This window comes from Phaeacidiphilus oryzae TH49 (assembly GCF_000744815.1).
Classification (GTDB): Bacteria; Actinomycetota; Actinomycetes; order Streptomycetales; family Streptomycetaceae; genus Phaeacidiphilus; species Phaeacidiphilus oryzae.
In genome coordinates this window covers 3091820-3114478 of record NZ_JQMQ01000005.1, presented here as the reverse complement: position 1 = coordinate 3114478, position 22659 = coordinate 3091820, and the positions used below count along the sequence as shown (strand labels likewise).

Sequence of the window (22659 nt, the reverse complement as noted above, 5' to 3'; positions counted from 1 at the left end):
TGCCCGCCGAAAGGGGAACCGCAATGTCCTGGAAACGCCTTTGGATACCGGTATTTGCCGCGACAGCGGTCTACGCCGGACTTCTCTGGACCATCTGCACACCCTCGATGGCGGCGAAGCTCGCCGGCGGCTACCACGGCCTGCCGCGACAGTCCTCGCTATGGGTCACCGTGTGGTTCCACGCCGGCACCCACAGCTCCCAACTCCCGTACAACGCACTGGTGTCGGCGCAGGCCCGGACCGGCCTGCTGAGCCTCGGCGAGTGGTCGCGCTACGGGGGAGCCGTCCTCCTCCTGCTGCTGGGACTGCTGCTGCTCGGCAGAATCGTTCCGCCGACCCGTGGGCGCTGGTTCACCTCCTTCCTCGCCGCGTGGGGCGTCGCCCTGGGCACGGGCGTCCTCGCGCTGGCGGGCTCGGCGGTGCTGCTGGCCTACGGCGGCCACACCGGCCAGACCCTGACCGCCCTCGCCGACCAGATCGGCGTGGGCAGCCCGGTGGCCGCGGTCCTCGCCCTGGTCGCCGCGGTGGTCTTCGCCGTGCTCGGCCGGCTCTTCGCGCTCTCCTCCGAACCCGAGGAGTACGTGGCCCCGGACCCCGACCCCGAGGAGGGGGTCGGCTACCACCCACGGCAGGCCCGCTGGATCGCCTGGGTCGGCGCCCTGGTCGCCCTCGCCTGCCTGGCCGCAGGCAACCAGACCGTCGAGCGGAAGCTGCCGGACAGCAGCTGGGCGCCGCTGGTCCAGCACGTCGCCTTCCCCGGGACCTGGACCTGGCACCTGAGCGGCGCCTCCTGGCGGGACTGGGTGAGCCTGGCGCTGTGGCTCCTCGTCCAGTCCGCCCTGGTCTGGATCCTCCTCCGGCTGCTGGCGACCCGGCAGGTACGCCGCGGCGCCTGGCGGGCGTGTTACCTCGCGGTCGCGGCGGTCCTGGTGGCCAACCTGGTGGTGGCGGTCCTCACCGCTCTCGCCCAGAGCACCAAGCAGCCGGCCACCGCGCTGCCGGCCGCCGCCGGGTCGGCGATCCCCGCGACGGTCGTCCTCGGCGTCGTGACCGGCCTCGCGGTGGCGGTCACCGCCCGCGCGGTGCGGTACCCCGAGGCCGGTGACGACGACGAGGACCTCACCCCCCTCCGCGAGGACCCCGCCCCCACCACCGACGACCCCTTCTCCGAGACCGTCCGCTTCGCCCGCCCGCGCAACCTCCCCCCGCGCCAGTAGCCCGCCCCGCCGACCGCCCCGGTGGCCGCCCCGGCGGCCCGAAGGCAGGCCCGAAGGGCCGCCCCAGGGGCGCGGGGAACTGCGCCGTCCGCCCCAGGCCGCCGCCGGTCAGCTGGGCTCGTCCAGCTCGGCGAGCTCGTCCATCGCGCGGGAGACGATCGAGCTCATCGCCTCGCGGGCGGCCGCGGGCTCCCCGCAGCGGACCGCCTCCGCCACCGCGATATGCCAGGTCACCGCCTCCGGCGCCGGATGCGCCGGCATCAGATGGTGTTCGGTGCGCCCGGTCAGCACCGCCGCCACCACATCTCCCAGCCGGGCGAACATCTCATTGCCGGAGGCGGTCAGGAGCAGCCGGTGGAACTCCATGTCGTGGCCGAGGAAGGCGCGGAGGTCCCCGGCCTTGGCCGTGGACGCCAGGTCGATCGCGAGCCCGGTCAGCCGCCCCGCCTGCTCCGCGCTCGCATGCCGCGCCGCCAGCTCCGCCGCCATCGGCTCCACCGCCGAGCGCAGCACCGTCAGCGATCTCAACTGCCGCGGCCGGTCGGCCCCCTCCAGCCGCCAGGCGATCACCTCGGGGGCGAAGACGTCCCACTCCTCGCGCGCCGCGACGGTGATCCCGACCCGGCGCCGGATGCCGACCAGCCGCATTGACTCCAGCACCCGCACGGCCTCCCGGACCACCGTCCGGGAGACCCCGTAGCGCTCGGCCAGCTCCTCCGCGCGCAGCACCGTGCCGGCCGGGATCTCCCCGCCGACTATCGCCGGGCCGAGGGTGGAGAGCACCTTGCCGTGCAGGCCCTGGGGGCCCGCGCCGACGCCGCCGTTGCCGCCGCTGCCGCTGCCGCTCATCTCAGGTGACCGCCTCTTCGCACTCACGCATCCACACCGCTGTGACGGGCTACATACTACGTTCACGCCCTAAACACTTGAATACGTACTACTTATCGACCGTATAGTGCATGCGGCCCTCGTGAACCACAGGGCCCGCACAGACCCCGCCGGCGCATCGGGCCGGGAGACTCAACGGAGAGTTGACGTGAGAGCTAGCAGCATGAGGTTGCTGGCGGACGCGGCCACGGCGCCGCCCGCTTCCCACAACCACACCCAGCTGATCATCGCCGCGCTGGCCGGCTTCGCAGTGATCATCGCCGTCATCGGCTGGCTGAAGCTGCACCCGTTCCTGGCCCTGACCGTCGGCACCGGCGTGATGACCCTGGTCGCAGGCGTCCCGCTGGCCAACGTCTTCGACAGCTTCGCCAGCGGACTGGGCGCGACCGTCGCCTCCACCGGCGTGCTGATCGCGCTGGGCGCGATACTCGGCCGGCTGCTCGCCGACTCCGGCGGCGCCGACCAGATCGTCGACACCATCCTGGCCCGCTCCTCGAAGCGGACCATCCCGTGGGCGATGGCGCTGATCGCGGCCCTGATCGGGCTGCCGCTCTTCTTCGAGATCGGCATCGTCATGCTGATCCCGGTGGTCGTGCTGGTGGTCCGCCGCGGCAACTACTCGATGCTGCGGGTCGGCATCCCGGCCCTGGCCGGCCTCTCCGTGCTGCACGGCCTCATCCCGCCGCACCCCGGCCCGCTGGCCGCGATCTCCTCGATCCACGCCGACCTCGGCACCACCATCGCCCTCGGCCTGGTCGTCGCCATCCCGACCGTGATCATCGCCGGGCCGGTCTTCAGCCGGTTCGCCGACCGCTGGGCCGTCGCCACCCCGCCGGCCGCGCTGGCCACCACCGCCGACGAGCGTGCCGAGGAGGGCGACGCCCCGGCCAGGCGCCCCAGCTTCGGCGCCACCATCTGCACCGTGCTGCTCCCGGTCGTCCTGATGCTGGGCAAGGCGCTCGCCGACGTCCTCGACAGCAACGGCCACAACGCCTTCCGCAGCACCTTCGACTTCCTTGGTGCGCCGCTGACCGCGCTGCTGCTCGCGGTCCTGCTGGCGATGTTCACCCTCGGCCGCCCGGCGGGCTTCACCCGCGGCCGGATCAGCGAGGTGGTGGAGCACTCCCTCGGCCCGATCGCCGGCATCGTCCTCATCGTCGGCGCGGGCGGCGGCTTCAAGCAGGCCCTGGTCGACATCGGGATCAGCAAGATGATCTCGGACTGGGCGGTCCACCTCCACTTCTCCGCCCTGCTGCTGGCCTGGCTGGTCGCCGTGCTGATCCGGATCACCACCGGCTCCGCCACCGTGGCCACCATCACCGCCGCCGGTATCGTCTCGCCGCTGGCGGCCGGGATGAGCGGTCCCCACACGGCCCTGCTGGTGCTCGCCGTCGGCGCCGGATCGCTCTTCTTCTCGCACGTCAACGACGCCGGCTTCTGGCTGGTGAAGGGGTACTTCGGAATGTCCGTGAAGGACACCCTGAAGACCTGGTCGGTGATGGAGACGATCATCTCGGTGGTCGCGATCGTGATCATCCTGCTGCTCGGCCTGGTGGTGTAGGACACACCGACCCAGAGGGAACCAAAAGCCCCCCGGCTGTGTTCTCAGGGGGAGACAGGGCAGGCGTACCGGACCGCGTGGAACGCGGCGGGCCCGCCCCGTCTCCCCCTGAGTGCGTTTGATCACGTTCGGTGCGGAGCCGGGGCGAAAGCGCGCAGCGTACACCAAGTCGAAGATAAATGTGATCGCCTTGGGAATGATGTCCGGAATCTGCTCGTTGGATCGTTATGAACGGGCTGGAGGGCTCCGCCCCCCGGGCCGCTCCGGAAGCACCCACTTCTTGGAAGATCCGGTTTTCGAGCGAGGGAGTACGTATGGCGACCCGTGCAGTCGTTCGTGAGAGGGCGGACCGGGCCAGCACCGCCAGGCCGACCAACGCCGATGCAGACCGCGACCTCGTCGGCATGTACCTCGACGAGATCGCCCGTACCCCTCTGCTGGACGCCGCCGAAGAGGTCGAGCTGTCGCTGCGGATAGAGGCCGGCGTGTTCGCCCAGCACCTGCTGGACGGGCTGGCCGAGGGCAGCGAGAAGGCGGCCGGCCTGCCCGGCGGGGTCACGGAGGATGAACTGCGGGCTCTGGCGGAGGACGCCGAGCGGGCGAAGGACGTCTTCATCCGCTCCAACCTCCGGCTGGTCGTCGCGGTCGCCCGCCGGTACCCGCGCAGCGGTCTGCCGCTGCTCGACCTCATCCAGGAGGGCAACGCGGGCCTGGTGCGGGCGGTCGAGAAGTTCGACTACCGCAAGGGGTTCAAGTTCTCGACCTACGCGACCTGGTGGATCCGCCAGGCCATCACCCGCTCCATAGCGGACCAGTCCCGCACCATCCGCCTCCCCGTCCACCTGGTCGAGGAGCTGGGACGGATCCGCAAGGTGCAGCGTGAGCTGAACAAGCAGCTGGGCCGGGACCCGGAGCCGGCGGAGGTGGCCGCCGAGCTCAACTCCACGCCGGAGCGCGTGAAGGACGTCCTGGACTGGGCCCGCGACCCGGTCAGCCTCAACATGACCGTGGACGACGAGGGCGAGACCCAGTTCGGCGACCTGGTCGAGGACACCGGAGCCGAGTCCCCCGAGGACGCGGTGATGGTGATGATGCGCCGCCAGGAGCTGGAGACGCTGATCGACCGGCTCGACGAGCGGACCGCGTCCATCATCCGCTCCCGCTACGGGATGGAGGACGGCCGCGAGCGCACCCTGACCGAGGTCGGCAAGCAGCACGGCCTGACCCGCGAGCGGATCCGCCAGATCGAGAAGCACGCCCTGGCGGAGCTCCGCAAGATCGCCGACCACGCCGGCTTCGAAGCGGCCTGACCGGTCGGACGTACCCTTGAGCCGCCCGACGGGGTGCGGCGCTGGAGGTGGTCTCGTGGATCAGACGAACGACAAGAACGACGGCAACGACGAAAACGAAAACAAGGGCAGGAAGCCGCAGAGCGGCGACGGCCGACGCGCTGAGCGGATCGTCTTCGACGATCCGCTCAGCGCCGTCTCGGCCGACGACACCGACCGCGGCTGGGGCGAGCGGCCGTCCTCGGCGGGGCGGGACGACTCGCTGGACTGGTATCTGCGGGAGCGGCCCCCGCACCACGGCGACTGAGCCGGCACGGCGTCAGCGGCGTCGCCGGTGTGACCGGTGTCACGGGCGATACGGCCACGGGTGCCCCGCGCCTCAGCGCTGACCGTTGCGCTGCGCCTCCAGCAGGTCGCGGATCTCCGCCAGCAGGGCGATCTCCCGCGAGTCCGCGGTGGCCTGGGCCGGGATCTCCGCCTCGACCGGCTTCTCCTCCACCACCTCGGCGGGCTTCATGTAGCGGGCCATCAGCCGGTTCATCGGCAGCACGAAGAGGAAGTACACCACCGCGGCGGTGATCAGGAACGACAGCGCGGCGCTGACCACGTCGCCCCACAGGATGTAGATGCCGTGGGTGACGGTGCCGTCCTTGGCCTGGGTGCAGGAACCCGACAGGCAGGACTTGTAGTTCGTCAGGTCCGTGGTGCCGAAGGCCCCGACGATCGGGTTGATCACGCCCTTCACCAGCGCGTTGACGATGTTGGTGAATGCCGCGCCGATGACGACCGCGACCGCGAGGTCGAGGACGTTGCCGCGCATCAGGAACTTCTTGAAGCCGTTCATGGCCCCGCCTTCAGAGGAATAGATGGGTACGAGTCGGGCAGGACCGTACCAATTGACCGAAGGTCCTGGTGAATTCCCTGATCATCGGCTCACTCGGGAGAGTGAACGCGGGGACATTGAGTGGCGAGTGGCGCGGCGGACAGATGTGACGCGGGGGAGCTCGCGGAGCGGAGCGCTCCGGCGCTGAGGGTGGCCGCCGCGACCAGCAGTCCCGCGGCCACGGGCCCCGGCCGCCGGCGCAGCGCCGCGGGCATCCGATGCCGCCCCCCGCCGGCGCGGATCGCCGGAAACCCCGGCACGATGCGCGCCTCCGGCACCGGCGCGCGCTCGGTTCCGGCCCGCCGGCCGCCCCCTCGGTGCCGCCTCCGGCAGGGCCCCCGACGCCGCTGCCGTCCCCCCTGCTGGCCTGCCAACCGCCGCCGACCTCCACTCCGTCCGCTCCGGGGGCGCCGCCGTCGTTGCCGTCGTCATCCCCGGCCCATGCCTGGCCCCCGGTGTCGCGCCGAGGGGTCGCCGCGAACGCTGCGGCCTCTCCGCCTGCGAAGGCCCAGCCCCCCGCGCCGGGGCCCTCCGTCCGGCCGTGGCCGCCGTATCGCGGAGGCTCGGTGGAGCCCTCCGGTCGCCCCCACGGGTGTGGGCCGGCGCCTCCTCCGTCGAGTTCCCATCCGCCGCCCGCGCCTTCCGGCCGGGTGTACTCCGCGGAGCAGCCCTCGGCGACCGGCGCGCCGCTCACGGCCGGCGACGGTAGGCAGGGGTCCCCGTACCCCCAGTCCTCGGCCTCGGCCGCCGCGGCGGGGTCGCCGCCGTACTGACCCACGTCGGGCCCCGGGTCGGGCCCTCGGCCGGCTCCCGGCGCGGGCGGCGGCGGCACCTCGGCGGGGGAGGGCGGAGGCCCGGCCGGCAGGATTACCCGGCGGGCGGGGAAGCCGGCCGGGGACTGGGTCGCCGTGGTGGGCGAGGCCGGGTGGGGCCAGGAGGGGGCGGGGAGTCGCATCGGGGCACCGCCTTGGTGGGGGAGAGCTGGTCGTGGGAACCAGCCTCCCGGCGGCGCGGGCGGTACGGGGCTGCACAGCTCCGGCCTGTGGACAAGTCCGCAGATGTGGATAACTGCCTCACCCGCAAGGCAGGTTGGGGAGTCGCGGCCTTCGGCCTCAGTCCTCCAGCAGGCCTTCGAGACCGGTGGTCAGCCCGTCCAGCGCGTGGGCGCACAGGCAGTCCCGGTCCGCGGCCGCCGGCAGCTCCTTGACCACGTCGAAGAGGGTGGTCCGCAGCCGGTCGATGTTCTGCGCGAAGACCGCGAGGACCTCCTCGTGGGTGACGCCGTCGCCGGTCTCCACCCCGGCGTCCAGGTCGGTCACCAGCGCCAGCGAGGTGTAGCAGAGCCCCAGTTCACGAGCGAGGACGGCCTCCGGGTGCCCGGTCATCCCGACGATCGACCAGCCCTGCGCGGAGTACCAGCGCGATTCGGCGCGGGTGGAGAAGCGGGGGCCCTCGATGACCACCAGCGTCCCGCCGTCCACCGGCTCCCAGCCGGAGCCCCGGGAGGCGCGCAGCGCGGCGTCCCGCCCGGCGGGGCAGTACGGGTCCGCGGTGGAGACGTGCACCACCCTCGGCACCTCGCCGGTCGGCAGCGGCAGCCCGTCGTAGAAGGTCTGCACCCGGCCCGAGGTGCGGTCCACCAGCTGGTCGGGGACGACCAGGGTGCCCGGCCCGTGGTCGGGCCGCAGGCCGCCGACCGCGCACGGGCCCAGCACCTGGCGCACGCCGAGCGAGCGCAGCGCCCACAGGTTGGCCCGGTAGTTGATCCGGTGCGGCGGCAGCTGGTGGTGGCGGCCGTGCCGGGGGAGGAAGGCGATCCGCCGCCCGGCCGCCTCGCCGACGAAGAGCGAGTCGCTCGGCGGTCCGTACGGGGTGTCGACGGTGACCTCGGTCACGTCGTCCAGGAACGCGTAGAACCCCGATCCGCCGATGACGCCGATCTCCGCCGCGGTGCTGCTGCTCGCCATGGCGAGCAGCTTAGAGCCTCGCGGAGGCCGCTCAGGCGGCGGAGGTCGAGGAGGAGGCCGAGGACCCCGACGAGGAGGAGGTCGAGGAGGAGCCCGACGAGGACGAGGAAGAGGAGTCCGAGGACTTCGACGAGGACGACGAGTTCGCCGACGACGAGGACGAAGAGGAGTCGGACTTCTTGCTGGAGCCGGTGGAGCTGGAAGAGCTGGAGCTGCGGCTGTCCGTGCGGTAGAAGCCGGAGCCCTTGAAGACCACGCCCACCGCGGAGAACACCTTGCGCAGGCGGCCGCTGCACTCCGGGCACTCGGTCAGCGCGTCGTCCGTGAACTTCTGCACCGCCTCGAGGCCGTTCCCGCACTCGGTGCACTGGTACTGGTAGGTGGGCACGTGATCCTCCTGGCACTCGTCCTTGGTGAGTGCTAACGACGATCCATGATGCGGCATTCCCCGCCCCTTAGTCCACCGCAGCCCGCCGCGACTTCACGCGGAACCCCGCCGGCCCCCTCAGTAACGCTCCCGGGTGCCCAGCCAGCCGGCCAGCTTCCCGCCGCGGTCCACCGCCCGCAGCCGGCGCTCGGCCCTGTCCCGGACCTCGTCGGTCGCCACCACCAGCAACTCGTCGCCGGGGCTGAGCACGGTGTCCAGGCCGGGCACGAAGCTGCTGCCGTTCCGCACCACCAGGGTCACCGCCGCCCCGGGCGGCAGGCGCAGTTCGCGGACCTCGACACCGGCCAGCCGGCTGCCCGGCGCCAGCGCGACCGAGAGGAGGTGCCCGTGCAGCCGCTCCAGCGGAGCGGACTCCACGCCCAGGTCGTCCGCGTGGGCCTGCTCGGAGATCCGCAGCCGCCGGGCCACCCAGGGCAGCGTCGGGCCCTGGACCAGGGTGAAGACCACGACCAGGACGAAGACGGTGTCGAACAGCCGCTGCGCGCCCGCGGCCCCGCGCACCAGCGGGATGGTGGCCAGCACGATCGGCACCGCCCCGCGCAGCCCCGCCCAGGAGAGCAGCCCCTGGTCCGCCCAGGGCAGCCGGAACGGCAGCAGGCTGAGCCCCACCGAGAGCGGGCGGGCGACCAGCACCAGCACCAGTCCGACCACCACCGCCGGCAGCACCGCCCCGCCCAGGGTGTGCGGATCGACCAGCAGGCCGAGCATCACGAACATGCCGATCTGCGCCACCCAGGCCAGTCCCTCGGCGAAGCCCCGGGTGGCCTGGCCGTGCGGCAGCTTGGAGTTGCCCAGGACCAGCGCGCAGACGTACACCGCCAGGAATCCCGAGCCGTGCCCCATCGCCCCGCCCGCGTACGCCAGGAAGATCAGCGCTATCACCGCGATCGGGTAGAGGCCGGAGGACGGCAGGGCGATCTTGCGCAGTCCCAGCTCGCCGAGCCGGCCGACCACCAGGCCCACCGCGAGTCCGATCGCCAGCTCCAGGGCCACCTCACCGACCAGCACGTACCAGCTCTCCACCGAGTGCCCGGTGGCGGCGAAGGCGACCACCAGGATCACCGTGGGGGCGTCGTTGAAACCGGACTCGGCCTCCAGCAGTCCGGAGAGCCGTCCCGGCAGCGGGACCCGGCGCAGCACCGAGAACACCGCGGCCGCGTCCGTGGAGGAGACGATCGCGCCGAGCAGCAGCGCCGTCCGCCAGTCCAGGCCGACCAGGTAGCGGGCGCCGAGGGCGGTGACCCCGACGCTGATCCCGACCCCGACCGTGGCCAGCACGGCGGCCGCCGGCACGGCCGGCCTGATGGACTGCCACTTCGTGCCGAGGCCGCCCTCGGCGAGGATCACCACCAGGGCGGTGTAGCCGAGGACTTGGGTGAGCAGCGCGTCGTCGAAGTGGAGACCGAGACCGTCCTGCCCGAGTGCGACCCCGAGCCCCAGGTAGATGAGCAGCGTGGGCAGCCCGCTCCGGGTGGAGACGCGCACGGCGGCGACGGCCACGAGCAGCACGGCGGAGGCGGCGAGCAGCAGGACGTTGAGACGGTCTATCGACACGCAGCGGCACCTCGCGGCTCTCAAGTCGTCACGGGTTCAAGATTTTACCATCTCTTGATCATTCGACCGCGAAGGCGGGGACGGCGAGGAGGGGGCGGGGAGGGAGGCCGCCGCGGGCGGCCGGCGGATCGTCCGGAGGGGCCCGGGCGCCGTAGTGTTACCGTCGGCCCGCCACCGCGCTCCGCAGCGCACGGCGGTGAAGTGCCCTCGCCCCACAAGGACCCTGATGCCCCGCTCCAAGAAGTCCCGGCGCACCCGACTCCTCGTCGTCGTGGTGGCCGTCCTGGTAGTCCTCGGCGTGGTGGCCGGGGGTTACCTGAGTGTCCGTACCGTGCGCGCGTCCTTCCCGCAGACCTCGGGGCAGATCCATCTGTCCGGTCTCTCCGGCCCGGTGGACGTACGGCGGGACGGGAACGGCATCCCGCAGATCTACGCGGACAGCGCCGCGGACCTCTTCCAGGCGCAGGGGTACGTGCAGGCCCAGGACCGCTTCTGGCAGATGGACGTGGACCGGCACATCACCGCCGGCACCCTCTCCGAGATGTTCGGCAGCCGCGAGATCGAGACCGACGCCTTCGTCCGCTCCATGGGCTGGCGCCAGGTGGCCCAGCAGGAGTACGACCACGAGCTCTCCGCCTCGACCAAGCGCTATCTGCGGTCCTTCACGGACGGGGTGAACGCCTGGCTGGCCGACCACCCGGGCGGTTCCGGGGCCTCCGTCGAGTACCCCCTGCTGGGCACCGTCCACGGCGGCTACCAGCCCGCGAAGTGGACGCCGGTGGACTCGGTCGCCTGGCTCAAGGCGCTGGCCTGGACGCAGAGCGGCAACATGCAGCAGGAGATCGAACGGGCGCTGCTCTCCGAGGACTTCAGCAAGCAGCAGATCGCCCAGCTCTTCCCGGACTCGGCCGGCAGCGCCGGCAGCGTCGTCAAGCCGGCCTCCTCGTCCGGGAGTTCGGGCTCGGGGTCGGGCTCGGGCACCTCCGGGTCGACGGCGGACACCTCCAACGGCGGGCCCACCGGCGGGCAGAACACCAGCCCCGACCTCTCCACCGCGCTCACCGACCTCCCCGCCCTCCTCGGCTCGCCCGGCTCCGGGATCGGCGCCAACGCCTGGGCGGTCTCCGGCTCGCACACCACCACCGGCAAGCCGCTGCTGGCCAACGACCCGCACACCTCGGTCAACATGCCGTCGCCCTGGTACCAGATGGGGCTGCACTGCAACAGCGTCGACTCCTCCTGCCCGTACGACGTCACCGGGTACACCGCGCCCGGGATGCCCGGCGTGGTGATCGGCCACAACCAGTCGATCGCCTGGGGCCTCAACCCGCTCGGCGCCGACGACCAGGACCTCTACCTGGAGGACGTCACCGGCTCCGACACCTACCTCTACGACGGCAGGGACCGGAGGTTCACCGTCCGGCAGGAGACGATCAAGGTGGCCGGCGGCAGCGACCGCCACATCACCGTCCGCACCACCGTGGACGGCCCCCTCCTCTCCGACCACAGCACGGCCCTGCAGACGGTCGGCCAGTACGCCCCCGCCCCGACCACCAACGCCCCCGACCGCAAGGGTGGTTACGGGGTCGCGCTGAAGTGGTCCGCGCTCACCCCCGGCAGGTCCATGGACGCGGTCCTCGACCTGGACAAGGCCACCGACTTCAGCGCCTTCCGGGCCGCCGCCCGCGAGTTCACCTCGCCCGCGCAGGGCCTGGTGTACGCGGACACCGCGGGCAACATCGGCTACCAGGCGAGCGGCGAGGTGCCGGAGCGCTCGGCCTCGGTACGGACGGCCGGCGGCAACGGCACCTACCCGATGCCGGGCTGGGACTCCGCCTACGGCTGGAAGGGCACCGTCCCGTCGTCCGAGCTGCCCAGCGCGCTCAACCCGAGCTCCGGCTACCTCGTCTCCGCCGACCAGGCGGCCGGCCCGGACGGCACCTCCTACCGGCTCGCCCCGGACACCGACTACGGGATGCGGGCGGCCCGGATCACCGCGCTGATCAAGTCCAAGTTCGCGGACGGCGGCCGGATCTCCACCGACGACATGGAGAAGATCCAGCTGGACGACACCAGCACGATGGCCAAGACGCTGGTGCCGTACCTGCTCAAGGTGAACCTCAAGGACTACATGTCCGGCTCCGACGTCGGCTACGTCGGCGAGGCGCAGGACCTCCTCAAGGACTGGAACTACCAGCAGGACGCCGAGTCGGCGGCCGCCGCCTACTACAACGCGGTCTGGCGGAACCTCCTCAAGCTGGCCTTCGGCGACAAGTTCCCGGAGACCCTGCGGGCCAAGGGCGACTGCCGGCTGGTCGACCAGAACAGCAGCGCGGTGCTGCCCGGCGACGACGTCGGCGAGAAGCCGCAGCAGGTCAAGGTCTGCGGGCTGATGGAGCCCGACCAGGCGCAGCCGGACGGCGGCGAGCAGTGGATGACCGTGGTCACCGACCTCCTCGGGCAGCCGAACAGCAGCTGGTGGAACTTCAGCTCCAAGAAGGGCGAGACCACCGACCGGGACAAGCTCCTCGCCCAGGCCATGAAGGACGCCAGGTACGAGCTCACCTCGCTGATGGGCAAGTCGATCTCCGGCTGGTCCTGGGGCAAGGTGCACATGCTGCGGCTGAACGAGCCGATGCTGGGCAACGACCAGAAGGCGTTCCTCTCCGGCGTCTTCCACAAGGTGCTCAACCGCGGCCCCTACCAGGTGGACGGCGGCAGCGCGGCGGTCGACGCCTCCGGCTGGGACGCGGCCACCGGCTACGGGGTGGACTGGGTGCCCTCCGCGCGGATGGTCGTGGACCTCTCCGACCTGGACGCCTCGCAGTGGATCCAGGTGGGCGGCTCCTCCGGGCACGCCTTCGCGGGCCACTACGACGACCAGACCCAGAAGTGGGCCGACGGCAAGTACCTGTCCTGGCCCTACGGTTCGGCCGCGGTGAAGGCCGCGACCCGGGACGAGCTGGTGCTCACCCCCACCGGGTGAGCCCGTCCGGGGTGAGGACGGCGTCCACCGGCCGGTCGTGCGGCTCGGCCGGGACGCCGTCCAGCAGCTCGTCCGGGTAGAGGAGGGTGGCCAGCAACGGGCGGCGGGCCCGCCCGGCGGGGGCGCCCGTCTCGATCCTGGCCAGCACCCGGTCGTAGGAGCCGCCGCCGCGGCCCAGCCGCAGGCCGGTCGCGCGGTCCACGGCGAGGCCGGGCAGCAGCACCAGGTCGGCGCCGAGCACCGCGTCCGGGCCGAGGCGGGGCCGTCCGGCTCCAGCAGCCCGCGGCCGGCCGGGGCCAGGCGGTCCGGGCCGGTGTACTCGGCCCAGTCCAGGTCGTTGTCCGGCAGGAGCACCGGGAGGAGCACCCGGATCCCGGCCCGGCGCAGCGACTCGAGGAGCTCCCGGGTCCCCGGCTCGCCGCCGATCGACACATAGCCGGCGACGGTGCGGGCGCCCAGTTCGGCGGCCAGCCCGAGGCCCCGGCGGGCCAGCGCCGCGGCCGCCGCCGCCCGCCGCTCCGGCATCGAGCCGGCACGTGCGGCGAGGAGGCGTGACCTCAGCGCCGTCTTGTCGTTGCCCATCGCAGACTCCCTGTGCCGTCAAATGCGCCGTCGGGCCGCGCCGTGTGTCCTGCGGGGACGCGGTCGGTCCAGCGGACATGATGGGCCATGGCCGGCCACGATCCGCGGAGGGATCCCGATGGTGCTCAGCCTGCTCACCGAGTCGCTCGCGCTGCTCTGCCCGGCGGCGCTGGCCGCGACCGCGGCCCTGGGCGTGCTGCTCCGCCGGCGCGGGCGGGCCGCCGAGGCGCAGGCCGAGCAGCTCCGCGAGCGGGTCACCGCGCTCGAACTCGACCGGTCCGACCTGGAGCGGACGGCCGCCACCGACGACCTCACCGGGGTCGGCAACCAGCGCACCCTGCGGCTCGCCCTGCGGCGCGAGGTGGCCGGGGCGCTGCGCGAGGACCGGCCGCTGGCCGTGCTGCTGCTCTCCCTCGACGGCTTCGCCGAGGTCCGCCGCGCGCACGGCCGGCAGCAGGCGGACGCCCTGCTGCGGGAGTACGCCCACCGGATCGCCGTCGAGGTCCGGCGCGGGGACACCGTCGCCCGGCAGGTCGGCGCGGAGTTCGCGCTGCTGCTGCCGGGCGCGGACGCCGAGGGTGCGGAGCGGGTGGCCGCCCGGCTGCGGTGGACGGTGCGGCGGCACCGGCCGCGCGCCGGGGCCGCGGTCGACGCCGAGGTGGCGGGCGCCCGGATCACCGCGTCCATCGGCTGCGCGGTGCTTCCGGAGGACGGGCGGCATCCGGCCGTACTGCTGCGCGCGGCGGACCGGGCGCTGACCGCGGACCGCGGCGGCCAGGAGGCGCAGGACGCCGGGGCGGGCGCCGCCTGAGGGATCGCCGGGCTGCCGCGGCGCCGAGCCGTCGGGTTGTCGGGTCAAAGGGTTATCGGGTTGCAATCCGGATGACGTAACCGGACAAGCCGGGCGCCACGCCCCTCAACCGGGCCTCCGGCGGTTCGGTGCGGGCTGTGAATGCCTGTGGAGGACCGGTCGGAGCACATAGCGCGCACCAGTAGAGTCAGGGCCATGACGATCGCGCACCGCCCATCCGTGACCAAGGCCGTCATCCCCGCCGCGGGCCTGGGGACCCGATTCCTCCCGGCGACCAAGGCCACGCCCAAGGAGATGCTGCCTGTCGTCGACAAGCCGGCGATCCAGTACGTCGTGGAGGAGGCCACCTCGGCCGGCCTCACCGACATACTGATGGTCACCGGCCGCAACAAGCGCCCGCTCGAGGACCACTTCGACCGCGCCTACGAGCTGGAGGAGCTGCTCGCGGGCAAGGGCGACCAGGACAAGCTGGCCAAGGTCCGCGAGTCCAGCGAGCTGGCCACCATGCACTACGTCCGCCAGGGCGACCCCAAGGGCCTCGGCCACGCGGTGCTCTGCGCCGAGCCGCACGTCGCCGACCAGCCGTTCGCGGTCCTCCTCGGCGACGACCTGATCGACCCGCGGGACCCCCTGCTGGCCAAGATGATCGAGGTGCAGGGCGAACTCGGCGGCAGCGTCGTGGCGCTGATGGAGGTCGACCCCGAGGACATCCACCTCTACGGCTGCGCCGAGGTGAAGCCGGCCGAGTGGCCCGGCGGGCGGGGCGTGGACCAGGGCGAGGTCGTGCGGATCACCGACCTGGTGGAGAAGCCGGACCGGGAGGCCGCGCCGAGCAACCTCGCCATCATCGGCCGGTACGTGCTGGACCCGGCGGTCTTCGAGGTGCTCCACGAGACCAAGCCGGGCCGGGGCGGCGAGATCCAGCTGACCGACGCACTGGTGGAGCTGGCGAAGCGGACCCCGGGCCGGGGCGGCCCGGTGCACGGCGTCGTCTTCAAGGGCCGCCGCTACGACACCGGCGCCAAGGCGGACTACCTCCGCGCGATCGTCCGCCTGGCCTCCGAGCGCGAGGACCTCGGCCCCGAGTTCCGCGACTGGCTCCGCGCCTTCGTCACCACCGAGCTCCCCGAGATGGGCTACTGACGCCGCCGCACCAGCCGGTGAACCCCGCTGCCGCCCGCGGCGCAGCCGCTAGGCTCGACGGGGAGTCGTCCGACGACAGGGGGTCGTGTTGACCGAGCAGGCGCAGCAGGAGATGCAGGAGAACCCGGGCGCGGGCAGCGGCGACCGGCTGTGGACGGTCGACGAGCACCTCGCGGACATCCTCCGCGGGGTCGCCCCCCTGCCACCCATCGACCTTCCGCTCCTCGACGCGCAGGGCCTCCTCCTCACCGAGGAGGTCGTGGCCGGCACCGACCTTCCGCCGTTCGACAACAGCTCGATGGACGGCTACGCGGTCCGCGTCGCCGACCTGGCCGGCGCCACCGCCGAGTACCCCTCGGTGCTGACCGTGGTGGGCGAGATCGCCGCCGGCGCGGGCGAGTTGCCGCGGGTCGGCCCGGGCGAATGCGCCAGGATCATGACCGGCGCCCCGATGCCCCCCGGCGCCGAGGCGGTCGTCCCGGTCGAGTGGACCGACGGCGGCACCGGCTCGGACACCCCGGTCGACCGGATGACCCCCGCCGCGTCCCGCGCCCGAGCCGGCTCCGACGCCGCAGCCGGGGCCTCCGCCGACGCCGCAGCCGGGGCCCCCGCCGAGGTGAAGGTCTTCCGCCCGGCCGCCCGGCCCGGCGGCTTCGTCCGCCGCCGCGGCGGTGACGTGGCGTCAGGGACCGTCGTCCTGAAGCCCGGTGTGCGGCTCGGCCCGGCGCAGATCGGCCTGGCCGCCTCGGTCGGCCGGGACCGGCTGCGGGTCCGCCCGCGCCCCCGCGTCGTCGTCCTCTCCACCGGCAGCGAGCTGGTCGCCCCCGGCACCCCGGTCGGGCCTGGCCAGATCACCGACTCCAACAGCTTCGCCCTCACCGCCGCCGCCCGGGAGGCCGGCGCCGAGGCGTACCGGGTGGGCGGCGTCCCGGACGACGCGGGCGCCCTCCGCGAGGTGCTCGCCGACCAGCTGGGCCGCGCGGACGTGGTGGTGACCAGCGGCGGCGTCAGCGTGGGCGCGTACGACGTGGTGAAGGAGGCCCTCTCCGGCGGCGGCGAGGTGGCCTTCCGCAAGCTGCGGATGCAGCCCGGCAAGCCGCAGGCGTTCGGCCTGCTGGACGGCCGGGTCCCGTTCTTCGGCCTGCCCGGCAACCCGGTGAGCGCCTACATCTCCTTCGAGCTCTTCGTCCGGCCGGCGATCCGCACCATGCTCGGCGTGGAGAACGTCCGGCGTCCCGTCGTACGGGCCCAGCTGACGGAGGGGCTGCGCTCGCCCGAGGGCCGCCGGCAGTTCGCCCGCGGCCGCTACCTCCGGGCGGACGGCACCGTCGAGCCGGTCGGCGGATCAGGCTCCCACCTGGTCGGCCCGCTGTCCCGGGCGGACGCCCTGATCGTCGTCCCGGAGGCGGCCACCCGGCTCGAACCCGGCGCGGAGGTCGACGTCGTCCTGCTCACCGAGGACTGATCAGCGGTAGGTTGTGTCACCGCACACCAGGTGAGAGGGAGCTGCAGCGGTGGACAGGCTGACCCACGTCGACGCGAGCGGCGCGGCCAGGATGGTGGACGTCTCGGAGAAGACGGTCACCGCCAGGACCGCCCGCGCCACCGGGCGGGTCAAGGTCGCCCCCGCCGTGGTGGAACTCCTGCGCGGCGAGGGGGTGCCGAAGGGCGACGCCCTGTCGGTGGCCCGGATCGCCGGGATCATGGGCGCCAAACGCACCCCCGAGCTGATCCCGCTCTGCCATCCCATCGCCATCTCGGGGGTGAAGCTGGACCTCGCGGTCGCCGACGAGGCCGTCGAGATCGCGGCCACCGTGCGGACCACCGACCGCACCGGCGTCGAGATGGAGGCGCTGACCGCCGTCGCGGTGGCCGGCCTCGCCGTCATCGACATGGTGAAGGCGGTGGACAAGGCCGCCGAGCTGACCGACGTCCGGGTGGAGGAGAAGACCGGCGGCAAGAGCGGCGACTGGCACCGGCGGGACGCCGGGCACGAGCGAGCGGGAGAGCAGCGATGACGCCGCGTCAGGACCGTCCGTCCGGCGACCCCACCGCGCTGGCCGTCACCGTCTCCAACCGCGCCTCGGCCGGGGTCTACGAGGACCGCGGCGGGCCGCTGATCGTCACCGGTCTTGCGGAGCTGGGCTTCTCGGTGGACGGCCCCCGGGTCGTGCCGGACGGGGAGCCGGTGGAGGCGGTGCTGCGGGAGGCCGTGACCGAGGGCTACGACGTGGTGGTCACCACGGGCGGCACCGGGATCTCGCCGACCGACCGCACCCCGGAGATGACCGAACGGGTGATCGACCGTCAGATTCCGGGCATCGCCGAGGCGATCCGCGCCGACGGCCGCGCCAAGGTGCCGACCGCCGTGCTCTCCCGCGGGCTCGCGGGGGTCGCCGGCGGCACGCTGATCGTCAACCTCCCCGGGTCCACCGGCGGGGTCCGGGACGGGCTCGCCGTCCTCGGGCCGCTGCTGCGGCACGCCGTCGACCAGATCCACGGCGGGGACCACCCGTCGTCGTCGGCCGCGCCCGCCCCCGGTTCCGCGTCCTCCGGGAGCTCACACTGAACGAGTTCTGGCCGGTCGAACTCGCCGAGGGACCGGTCGGGCTGCGTCCGATAAGGCAGCGGGACCAGCGCGACTGGCGGGAGGTCAGCTCCCGCAACCGGGACTGGCTGAGCCGCTGGGAGGCCACCGTCCCGCCGCCCGCCCCCGGGCGCAGCGCGCCGCCGCGGCCGACCTTCCGGCAGATGGTGCGCTTCCTGCGGCGGGAGGGCGGCTCGGGCCGGATGCTGCCGTTCGTCGTCACCTACCAGGGCCGCCTGGTCGGGCAGCTGACGGTGGGCGGGATCACCTGGGGCTCGATGTGCGCGGCCAACATCGGCTACTGGGTGGACGAGTCGGTCGCCGGCCGCGGAATCATCCCGACCGCGGTGGCGATGGCCGCCGACTACTGCTTCCGGGTGATGGGCCTCCACCGGATCGAGGTCTGCATCCGCCCGGAGAACCTGCCCAGCCGGCGGGTGGTGGAGAAGCTCGGCTTCCGCGAGGAGGGCCTGCGCCCGCGCTACCTCCACATCGACGGCGACTGGCGCGACCATCTGGTGTACGCGCTCACCGCCGAGGAGGTCCCGGACGGGATGCTCCAGCGGTGGCGGGACGGGGGCACGGCGGCTCCACGCAACCGCCGCGACTCCTGCTGAAACGGAGCCGGTAACGGCTGGGATATGACAGAAGCAGTAACAAGAAGCGGGCAGGAAGAGCAGGTTGGGGCGACACACCGGACGAAATCGCTACCAGCCGATCCGAGACGCCCGTACCGTGTGACCTGTGAGCAGTAGCGGCCTCATCTACGCGGTGATCGTGGGGGCCTGGGCTGCCTATCTGGTGCCCATGTGGCTCCGCCGGCAGGACGAGCTCAACGAGAGCCGTCCGACGGAACGCTTCAGCACGGCGATCCGCCTGCTCTCCGGGCGGGCGGCGATGGAGCGCAAGGTCGCCAAGGGGCTGTCCGCCCAGGACCCCGCGGACGACGACGCGGACACCGGCGAGGAGGAGGCTCCCGACGACCCGTCGTCGGAGCCGCCCGCCGCCCGTACCGCCGCACCGGACCGCGCGCCCGCCCCCGTGCGCCCCCGCGCGCACGCCGGGGCGTCCGCCTCCGGCGCCGATCCCGCCACGGGGGCCGCGCGCCGCCGTGCCGACCTTCTCGCCCGACGCCGGCGGATGGTCACCTTCCTCTTCGTCGCCTTCACCCTGGGGATGATCGTCGCCGGGGTGTGGGGTCCCGCGTTCCTCTGGGCGCCGGCGCTCCCGGCGGTGCTGTTCAGCGTGTACATCGCGCATCTCCGCCGCCAGGAGCGCCACCGCCTCGCGGACCGGATGGACCGCCGCAGCGACCCAGCCCCGGCCCGGGCGCCCGCCCCCGCGCCGGCACCGGCGCCCGCACCGGCCCCGCGCCCCCGCGCGGAACGCTCCGCCCCGCGGCGCGAGCGCCCGCAGCCGGCGCCAGCGCCGGAGCCCGAGCGCGAGTCCGAGTCCGAGTCCGACCACGTCCACGCGCCCTCCGCCCGGGCCGCCGCCCGCGAGCCCGCCTCCGCCTCTGCCTCCGCCTCCGCGCGGGACCTGGACGCGTTCGCGGACGCGGACGAGACCGGGGACGACTTCGCCGAGGCCGCCGACAGCGCCGACGGCTGGGAGCCCGTCCCGGTCCCGCTGCCGACCTATGTCACGGCCCCGGTCGCCAAGCGCACCACCGACGCCCTGGACCTCGGCGCCCCCGACGCCTGGAGCGCCGCCCGCGCCGAACAGCCGCAGCCCCAGCCCCGCGCGGACCACCGCCGCCCGCCCCGCACCCCCCTCTTCGACCAGTACGCCGACGACCACCGCCCTGCCGCCAACGAGTGACCGGCCCCGCCCGGGGGCGGTCGAAAGCACCCCACCGGACCTGCTAGAGTTTCTTCTCGTTGGGGCTGTAGCGCAGTCCGGTAGCGCACCTCGTTCGCATCGAGGGGGTCAGGGGTTCAAATCCCCTCAGCTCCACCAACGAAGAGCAGCTCAGGGGCCGTATCCCAAACAGGGAAGCGGCCCCTGAGCTGCTTTCGGGGTTCCGCTGGGAGTCGCCTGGGAGTGGATCAAGGAAATCCGGCCGGCTTGCAGCCCATCAGGCTTGGCTGGCGGGGCAAGTAACAGCTTCCCGTGAGGGCAAGAGGCCCCTTGCGCGCGGTCTCTCGCGAGGGTGCTTCCCTGCGAAGGAGCCTCGCTGGCCGTACGTCAGGGGCTCGGCGGAATGCTGCACGGGCTGACCGTGGCCTCCGCCTGGGGCTTCACGGCTTGGCTCTGCTATCGGTGCGCGATGCGGCGCCAAGCGCTTGACCCTCCTGGTCGTGCGACGTACATTGAAGTCCTTGCTCCCCGCCGTCCTCCGGGACTGGCGGGGTTTTTACTTCAGGGGGTCGACGTTGACTGCCTCAGAACCAACTCTGGGAGTCTTGATCGACTACCAGAACATACATCTCACCGCGCGCGATCTGTATGCCCCCATAGGCACATCCGCTCGCGATACGTTGGTTCACCCGCTGCGCTTCGCCGAGCAGCTGCTGACGATCCGAGCAAGCAAGGCGAACGACCCTTGGCTTGCCAGTGCGATCCTCACCAGCGTATGCGTTTACCGGGGTACTCCCAGCAACCGGCATCAGCCAGATCTCTACTCAGCGAGCCAACGTCAGCGCTCAGAGTGGACACGTGACCCGCGGGTGAGCGTCCACTATCGCTCCCTTCGGTATCCACCCAGGTGGCCGGCTGAGCCTGCCCGCGAAAAGGGCATCGATGTGCTCCTGGCGGTGGAACTAGTGAGCCGTGCCATGAATCACGAAGCTGATGTCTTGGTTTGCGCGACTCACGACACGGATCTTGAACCAGCGCTTGAGATGGCGCTCTCTAAGGGGCGTTGCAAGATCGAAACAGCTGGATGGGAAGGCGGCCGACGTCTCAGGGTCCCCGGGCGCAAGATCTGGCACACGACTTTGGGTGCGTCAGCCTTCGTTGAAAGCCGCGATCGTAGGCCCTACTGACCACATAACAATTTGGTTAAGTCCAGGTGGGCGCCGATGTCCCGGACTACGCTCCGTGAACGTAGTTCAGCGTAGCGACGGAGCGTAGTCCGGGACATCCTTGCATGCCACGCTCAGTAGTCAGCCCGGCGGAGCTGAACGTGGACTCGCGTTCAGCTCTACTCTTTTGGGTCTGCCGAGCGTTGCCGGCAACTGAATCATGGAAATGCGCTTCCGAGCCGTCCCTACTGACGGATAGTCAGCAGAGTGTCCAGTATCCCGACTGGTGACCGGGGAGACAGCTCTTTGCGAGCCGTCAACGCGGCCTCCCAGAGTCCTGTCAGGTCGCTCAGCAGCCGTTGGCGCATGCTGGTGGTGACGTGGGAGTACCGTCCCTGGACTGAGCCGTCCAAGTGTCCCATCCGCTCGTCCTGGAGCTTCTGCGGCGTGCCGAGTTCCTGCATGACCGTCTTGTGCGTATGGCGAAGGCCGTGCGGGGTGAGCCCCCGAGCGATGGGCAGCCAGCATGCGTTGGCCCTCCCCGGGGAGTTCCGTCCGCTGAGGGGCGTCCCCGGCCACGGCTCGGCCCTCAGCGGGACGGGGCAGGCTTCCCGTGGCGCCTTCCTCGGGAACCACCCCGTGGCGGCAGGTTGGAACACCTGCTGCGCGAACCCGCTCCGGCGCCAGTGCGCGGCGCTCGCGGCCGGCGGACCGCCGGGGAGGTAGCCCAGCTCCTCCATCGCTTGAGCGACCTTGGCCCTGCTGCGCTCGGACACCTGCTCCGGCCGGTTGAGCAGGTTCGAGACGGTGCCGGCGGATACCCCGGCCAGCCGGGCGACGTCGGCCACTCGGGGGCCCGCGGCAGCGCCTGGGCCCTTCGGAGTACCGAGCCCGCGGAACGCGTACGCCTGCCTATGGCAGGCGCAGGGCTTCGGCTGAGTCCGAGCGATGTGTCCAGCCAGCAGTTCGGCGAGCCATTCGGGCAGATCGATGTCCCGGTAGGAGTCCTCCTTGGGCGGGCATCGGTGCAGCTTGCCGGAGTCGAGTTCGTAGAGCTGCCACTCGATCCGGACGGCCTCCCGGCGCGTGTAGAAGGGTTCCAGCCCAACGACTTCGCCCCAGCGCATGCCGGTGTACCCGGCGAGGACCGTCAGCACGAACTCGTCATCCCGGCCGGAGAGCAGGGCGGCCCGCTCGGCAATGTGCAGGATGCCGAGCGAGTCCGTTACGGCCTTCTCCGGTGCACGGTGGCGCGACCGCCCGGCCCGCTTTCCCCTGCCCCTCCGCACAGAGGCGGGGTTCGAGGGGATGAGTCCTTCGTCCATGGCATCTTCGAAGATCAGATGCAGGGTGCCGCGCCAGGTCTTGATGCTCCCCTCGGCATAGCCGGCGTCCCGCTTCGCCTTCCGCCAGGCTGCGACATCCTTCGGTTGGATGTCGCCGAGCGCCTGGTTTTCGAAGGCCGGGAGCAAGTGCGACTCGATGTGCGTCTTGTAGTTCTCCATCGTGGACACGGCCAGATCCTGCATCCCGAACCAGCGGTCCACGAAGGCACCGAAGGTGATCCGCCCGGCCGCAGGGTCTCGCCACGTACCTGCTCGAACCTTCGCCTCAATGTCGTTGGCGACCTTGGCAGCTTCCGCCTTGCGCTTGAACTTGATGGTCCGTCCGTACTCGTCAACGACTGTGCGGAGCTTCCCGGGAGCGATCCAGAACCGCGCCCGGTAGTAGTCCCCGCGCTTCTCGGCGAACCCCAACTGTCTCTCCCTCTTGAGTT

19 protein-coding genes, 1 tRNA gene and 1 pseudogene are annotated in these 22659 nt (G+C 72.3%); 14 read left to right on the top strand and 7 right to left on the bottom strand.

Annotation, left to right across the window (positions count from 1 at the left end; all coding sequences use genetic code 11):
* Window positions 1-107 precede the first annotated feature (107 nt).
* The gene (locus tag BS73_RS17595; protein WP_037573599.1) at window positions 108-1217 is read left to right on the top strand and encodes a hypothetical protein; all 1110 of its coding nucleotides are present in this window, start codon (window positions 108-110) and stop codon (window positions 1215-1217) included.
* A gap of 108 nt (window positions 1218-1325) precedes the next feature.
* On the opposite strand, the gene BS73_RS17590 is transcribed toward BS73_RS17595, so the two are convergent.
* Complete coding sequence (locus BS73_RS17590; protein ID WP_051940049.1) at window positions 1326-2066, bottom strand: FadR/GntR family transcriptional regulator; 741 nt, start codon at window positions 2064-2066, stop codon at window positions 1326-1328.
* A gap of 187 nt (window positions 2067-2253) precedes the next feature.
* Between BS73_RS17590 and BS73_RS17585 the strand changes: the two genes are divergently transcribed.
* The 3 genes from BS73_RS17585 to BS73_RS37480 all read left to right on the top strand — a co-directional run bounded on the left by BS73_RS17585 (window position 2254) and on the right by BS73_RS37480 (window position 5262).
* Window positions 2254-3666 (top strand): GntT/GntP/DsdX family permease, encoded by a 1413-nt coding sequence (locus BS73_RS17585; protein ID WP_407675023.1) that lies wholly within the window; start codon window positions 2254-2256, stop codon window positions 3664-3666.
* A 314-nt stretch (window positions 3667-3980) separates the two neighbouring features.
* Window positions 3981-4976, top strand: coding sequence for a sigma-70 family RNA polymerase sigma factor (locus BS73_RS17580; RefSeq protein ID WP_037573593.1), 996 nt, complete (start codon window positions 3981-3983; stop codon window positions 4974-4976).
* Window positions 4977-5031: 55 nt separating this feature from the next.
* Window positions 5032-5262, top strand: a complete 231-nt coding sequence (locus BS73_RS37480) for a hypothetical protein (RefSeq protein ID WP_037573589.1) — start codon at window positions 5032-5034, stop codon at window positions 5260-5262.
* A gap of 72 nt (window positions 5263-5334) precedes the next feature.
* Here the strand turns inward: BS73_RS37480 and mscL are convergent, their stop codons facing one another.
* The 4 genes from mscL to BS73_RS17555 all read right to left on the bottom strand — a co-directional run bounded on the left by mscL (window position 5335) and on the right by BS73_RS17555 (window position 9762).
* The gene (gene mscL, locus BS73_RS17570; protein WP_051940048.1) at window positions 5335-5799 is read right to left on the bottom strand and encodes a large conductance mechanosensitive channel protein MscL; all 465 of its coding nucleotides are present in this window, start codon (window positions 5797-5799) and stop codon (window positions 5335-5337) included.
* A 1151-nt stretch (window positions 5800-6950) separates the two neighbouring features.
* Window positions 6951-7805, bottom strand: a complete 855-nt coding sequence (locus BS73_RS17565) for an S-methyl-5'-thioadenosine phosphorylase (RefSeq protein ID WP_037573584.1) — start codon at window positions 7803-7805, stop codon at window positions 6951-6953.
* 31 nt (window positions 7806-7836) lie between these two features.
* Window positions 7837-8193 carry an FmdB family zinc ribbon protein gene (locus BS73_RS17560; protein WP_037573581.1) on the bottom strand — a complete coding sequence of 119 codons (357 nt, stop codon included), beginning with the start codon at window positions 8191-8193 and terminating at the stop codon, window positions 7837-7839.
* A 117-nt stretch (window positions 8194-8310) separates the two neighbouring features.
* Window positions 8311-9762, bottom strand: coding sequence for a potassium/proton antiporter (locus BS73_RS17555; RefSeq protein ID WP_037580005.1), 1452 nt, complete (start codon window positions 9760-9762; stop codon window positions 8311-8313).
* 271 nt (window positions 9763-10033) lie between these two features.
* Between BS73_RS17555 and BS73_RS17550 the strand changes: the two genes are divergently transcribed.
* A complete protein-coding gene (locus BS73_RS17550; protein WP_037573578.1) occupies window positions 10034-12793 on the top strand; it encodes a penicillin acylase family protein in 2760 nt (919 codons plus the stop codon).
* On the opposite strand, the pseudogene BS73_RS17545 reads toward BS73_RS17550, so the two are convergent.
* A pseudogene (locus BS73_RS17545) lies at window positions 12777-13375 on the bottom strand (5-formyltetrahydrofolate cyclo-ligase). The gene BS73_RS17550 and the pseudogene BS73_RS17545 overlap by 17 nt on opposite strands.
* Window positions 13376-13493: 118 nt before the next feature.
* Here BS73_RS17545 and BS73_RS17540 point away from each other — a divergent pair.
* From BS73_RS17540 to BS73_RS40975, 9 genes are all read left to right on the top strand, one after another.
* A complete protein-coding gene (locus tag BS73_RS17540) occupies window positions 13494-14186 on the top strand; it encodes a GGDEF domain-containing protein (protein WP_051940047.1) in 693 nt (230 codons plus the stop codon).
* Between the two features lie 195 nt (window positions 14187-14381).
* Window positions 14382-15329, top strand: coding sequence for a UTP--glucose-1-phosphate uridylyltransferase GalU (galU, locus tag BS73_RS17535; RefSeq protein WP_037573575.1), 948 nt, complete (start codon window positions 14382-14384; stop codon window positions 15327-15329).
* A 112-nt stretch (window positions 15330-15441) separates the two neighbouring features.
* The gene (gene glp / locus BS73_RS17530; RefSeq protein WP_037580002.1) at window positions 15442-16794 is read left to right on the top strand and encodes a molybdotransferase-like divisome protein Glp; all 1353 of its coding nucleotides are present in this window, start codon (window positions 15442-15444) and stop codon (window positions 16792-16794) included.
* A gap of 91 nt (window positions 16795-16885) precedes the next feature.
* Window positions 16886-17347, top strand: coding sequence for a cyclic pyranopterin monophosphate synthase MoaC (gene moaC, locus BS73_RS17525; protein ID WP_051941464.1), 462 nt, complete (start codon window positions 16886-16888; stop codon window positions 17345-17347).
* Window positions 17344-17898 (top strand): MogA/MoaB family molybdenum cofactor biosynthesis protein, encoded by a 555-nt coding sequence (locus tag BS73_RS17520; protein ID WP_037573571.1) that lies wholly within the window; start codon window positions 17344-17346, stop codon window positions 17896-17898. Before moaC ends, BS73_RS17520 begins: the two co-directional genes overlap by 4 nt.
* A complete protein-coding gene (locus tag BS73_RS17515; RefSeq protein ID WP_037573570.1) occupies window positions 17895-18533 on the top strand; it encodes a GNAT family N-acetyltransferase in 639 nt (212 codons plus the stop codon). The genes BS73_RS17520 and BS73_RS17515 overlap by 4 nt, the downstream gene beginning before the upstream one ends.
* A gap of 127 nt (window positions 18534-18660) precedes the next feature.
* Complete coding sequence (sepX, locus tag BS73_RS17510) at window positions 18661-19737, top strand: divisome protein SepX/GlpR (protein ID WP_037573567.1); 1077 nt, start codon at window positions 18661-18663, stop codon at window positions 19735-19737.
* 61 nt (window positions 19738-19798) lie between these two features.
* Window positions 19799-19875, top strand: a tRNA-Ala gene (locus BS73_RS17505).
* 341 nt (window positions 19876-20216) lie between these two features.
* Window positions 20217-20903 (top strand): NYN domain-containing protein, encoded by a 687-nt coding sequence (locus BS73_RS40975; RefSeq protein WP_407675022.1) that lies wholly within the window; start codon window positions 20217-20219, stop codon window positions 20901-20903.
* A 224-nt stretch (window positions 20904-21127) separates the two neighbouring features.
* Here BS73_RS40975 and BS73_RS17500 read toward each other — a convergent pair whose 3' ends face one another.
* On the bottom strand, window positions 21128-22639 hold the full coding sequence (locus BS73_RS17500) for a LacI family DNA-binding transcriptional regulator (RefSeq protein ID WP_037573564.1): 1512 nt from the start codon (window positions 22637-22639) through the stop codon (window positions 21128-21130).
* Window positions 22640-22659: the final 20 nt, after the last annotated feature.

Excerpts from the sequence above, each read along its gene's own strand:
- BS73_RS17540 (WP_051940047.1), top strand. The coding sequence starts at position 13,494 with ATGGTGCTCAGCCTGCTCACCGAGTCGCTCGCGCTGCTCTGCCCGGCG.
- BS73_RS17565 (WP_037573584.1), bottom strand. The coding sequence starts at position 7,805 with ATGGCGAGCAGCAGCACCGCGGCGGAGATCGGCGTCATCGGCGGATCG.
- galU (WP_037573575.1), top strand. The coding sequence starts at position 14,382 with ATGACGATCGCGCACCGCCCATCCGTGACCAAGGCCGTCATCCCCGCC.
- moaC (WP_051941464.1), top strand. The coding sequence starts at position 16,886 with ATGGTGGACGTCTCGGAGAAGACGGTCACCGCCAGGACCGCCCGCGCC.
- mscL (WP_051940048.1), bottom strand. The coding sequence starts at position 5,799 with ATGAACGGCTTCAAGAAGTTCCTGATGCGCGGCAACGTCCTCGACCTC.
- BS73_RS17595 (WP_037573599.1), top strand. The coding sequence starts at position 108 with ATGGCGGCGAAGCTCGCCGGCGGCTACCACGGCCTGCCGCGACAGTCC.
- BS73_RS17580 (WP_037573593.1), top strand. The coding sequence starts at position 3,981 with ATGGCGACCCGTGCAGTCGTTCGTGAGAGGGCGGACCGGGCCAGCACC.
- BS73_RS17520 (WP_037573571.1), top strand. The coding sequence starts at position 17,344 with ATGACGCCGCGTCAGGACCGTCCGTCCGGCGACCCCACCGCGCTGGCC.
- BS73_RS17550 (WP_037573578.1), top strand. The coding sequence starts at position 10,034 with ATGCCCCGCTCCAAGAAGTCCCGGCGCACCCGACTCCTCGTCGTCGTG.
- BS73_RS17590 (WP_051940049.1), bottom strand. The coding sequence starts at position 2,066 with ATGAGCGGCAGCGGCAGCGGCGGCAACGGCGGCGTCGGCGCGGGCCCC.
- glp (WP_037580002.1), top strand. The coding sequence starts at position 15,442 with ATGCAGGAGAACCCGGGCGCGGGCAGCGGCGACCGGCTGTGGACGGTC.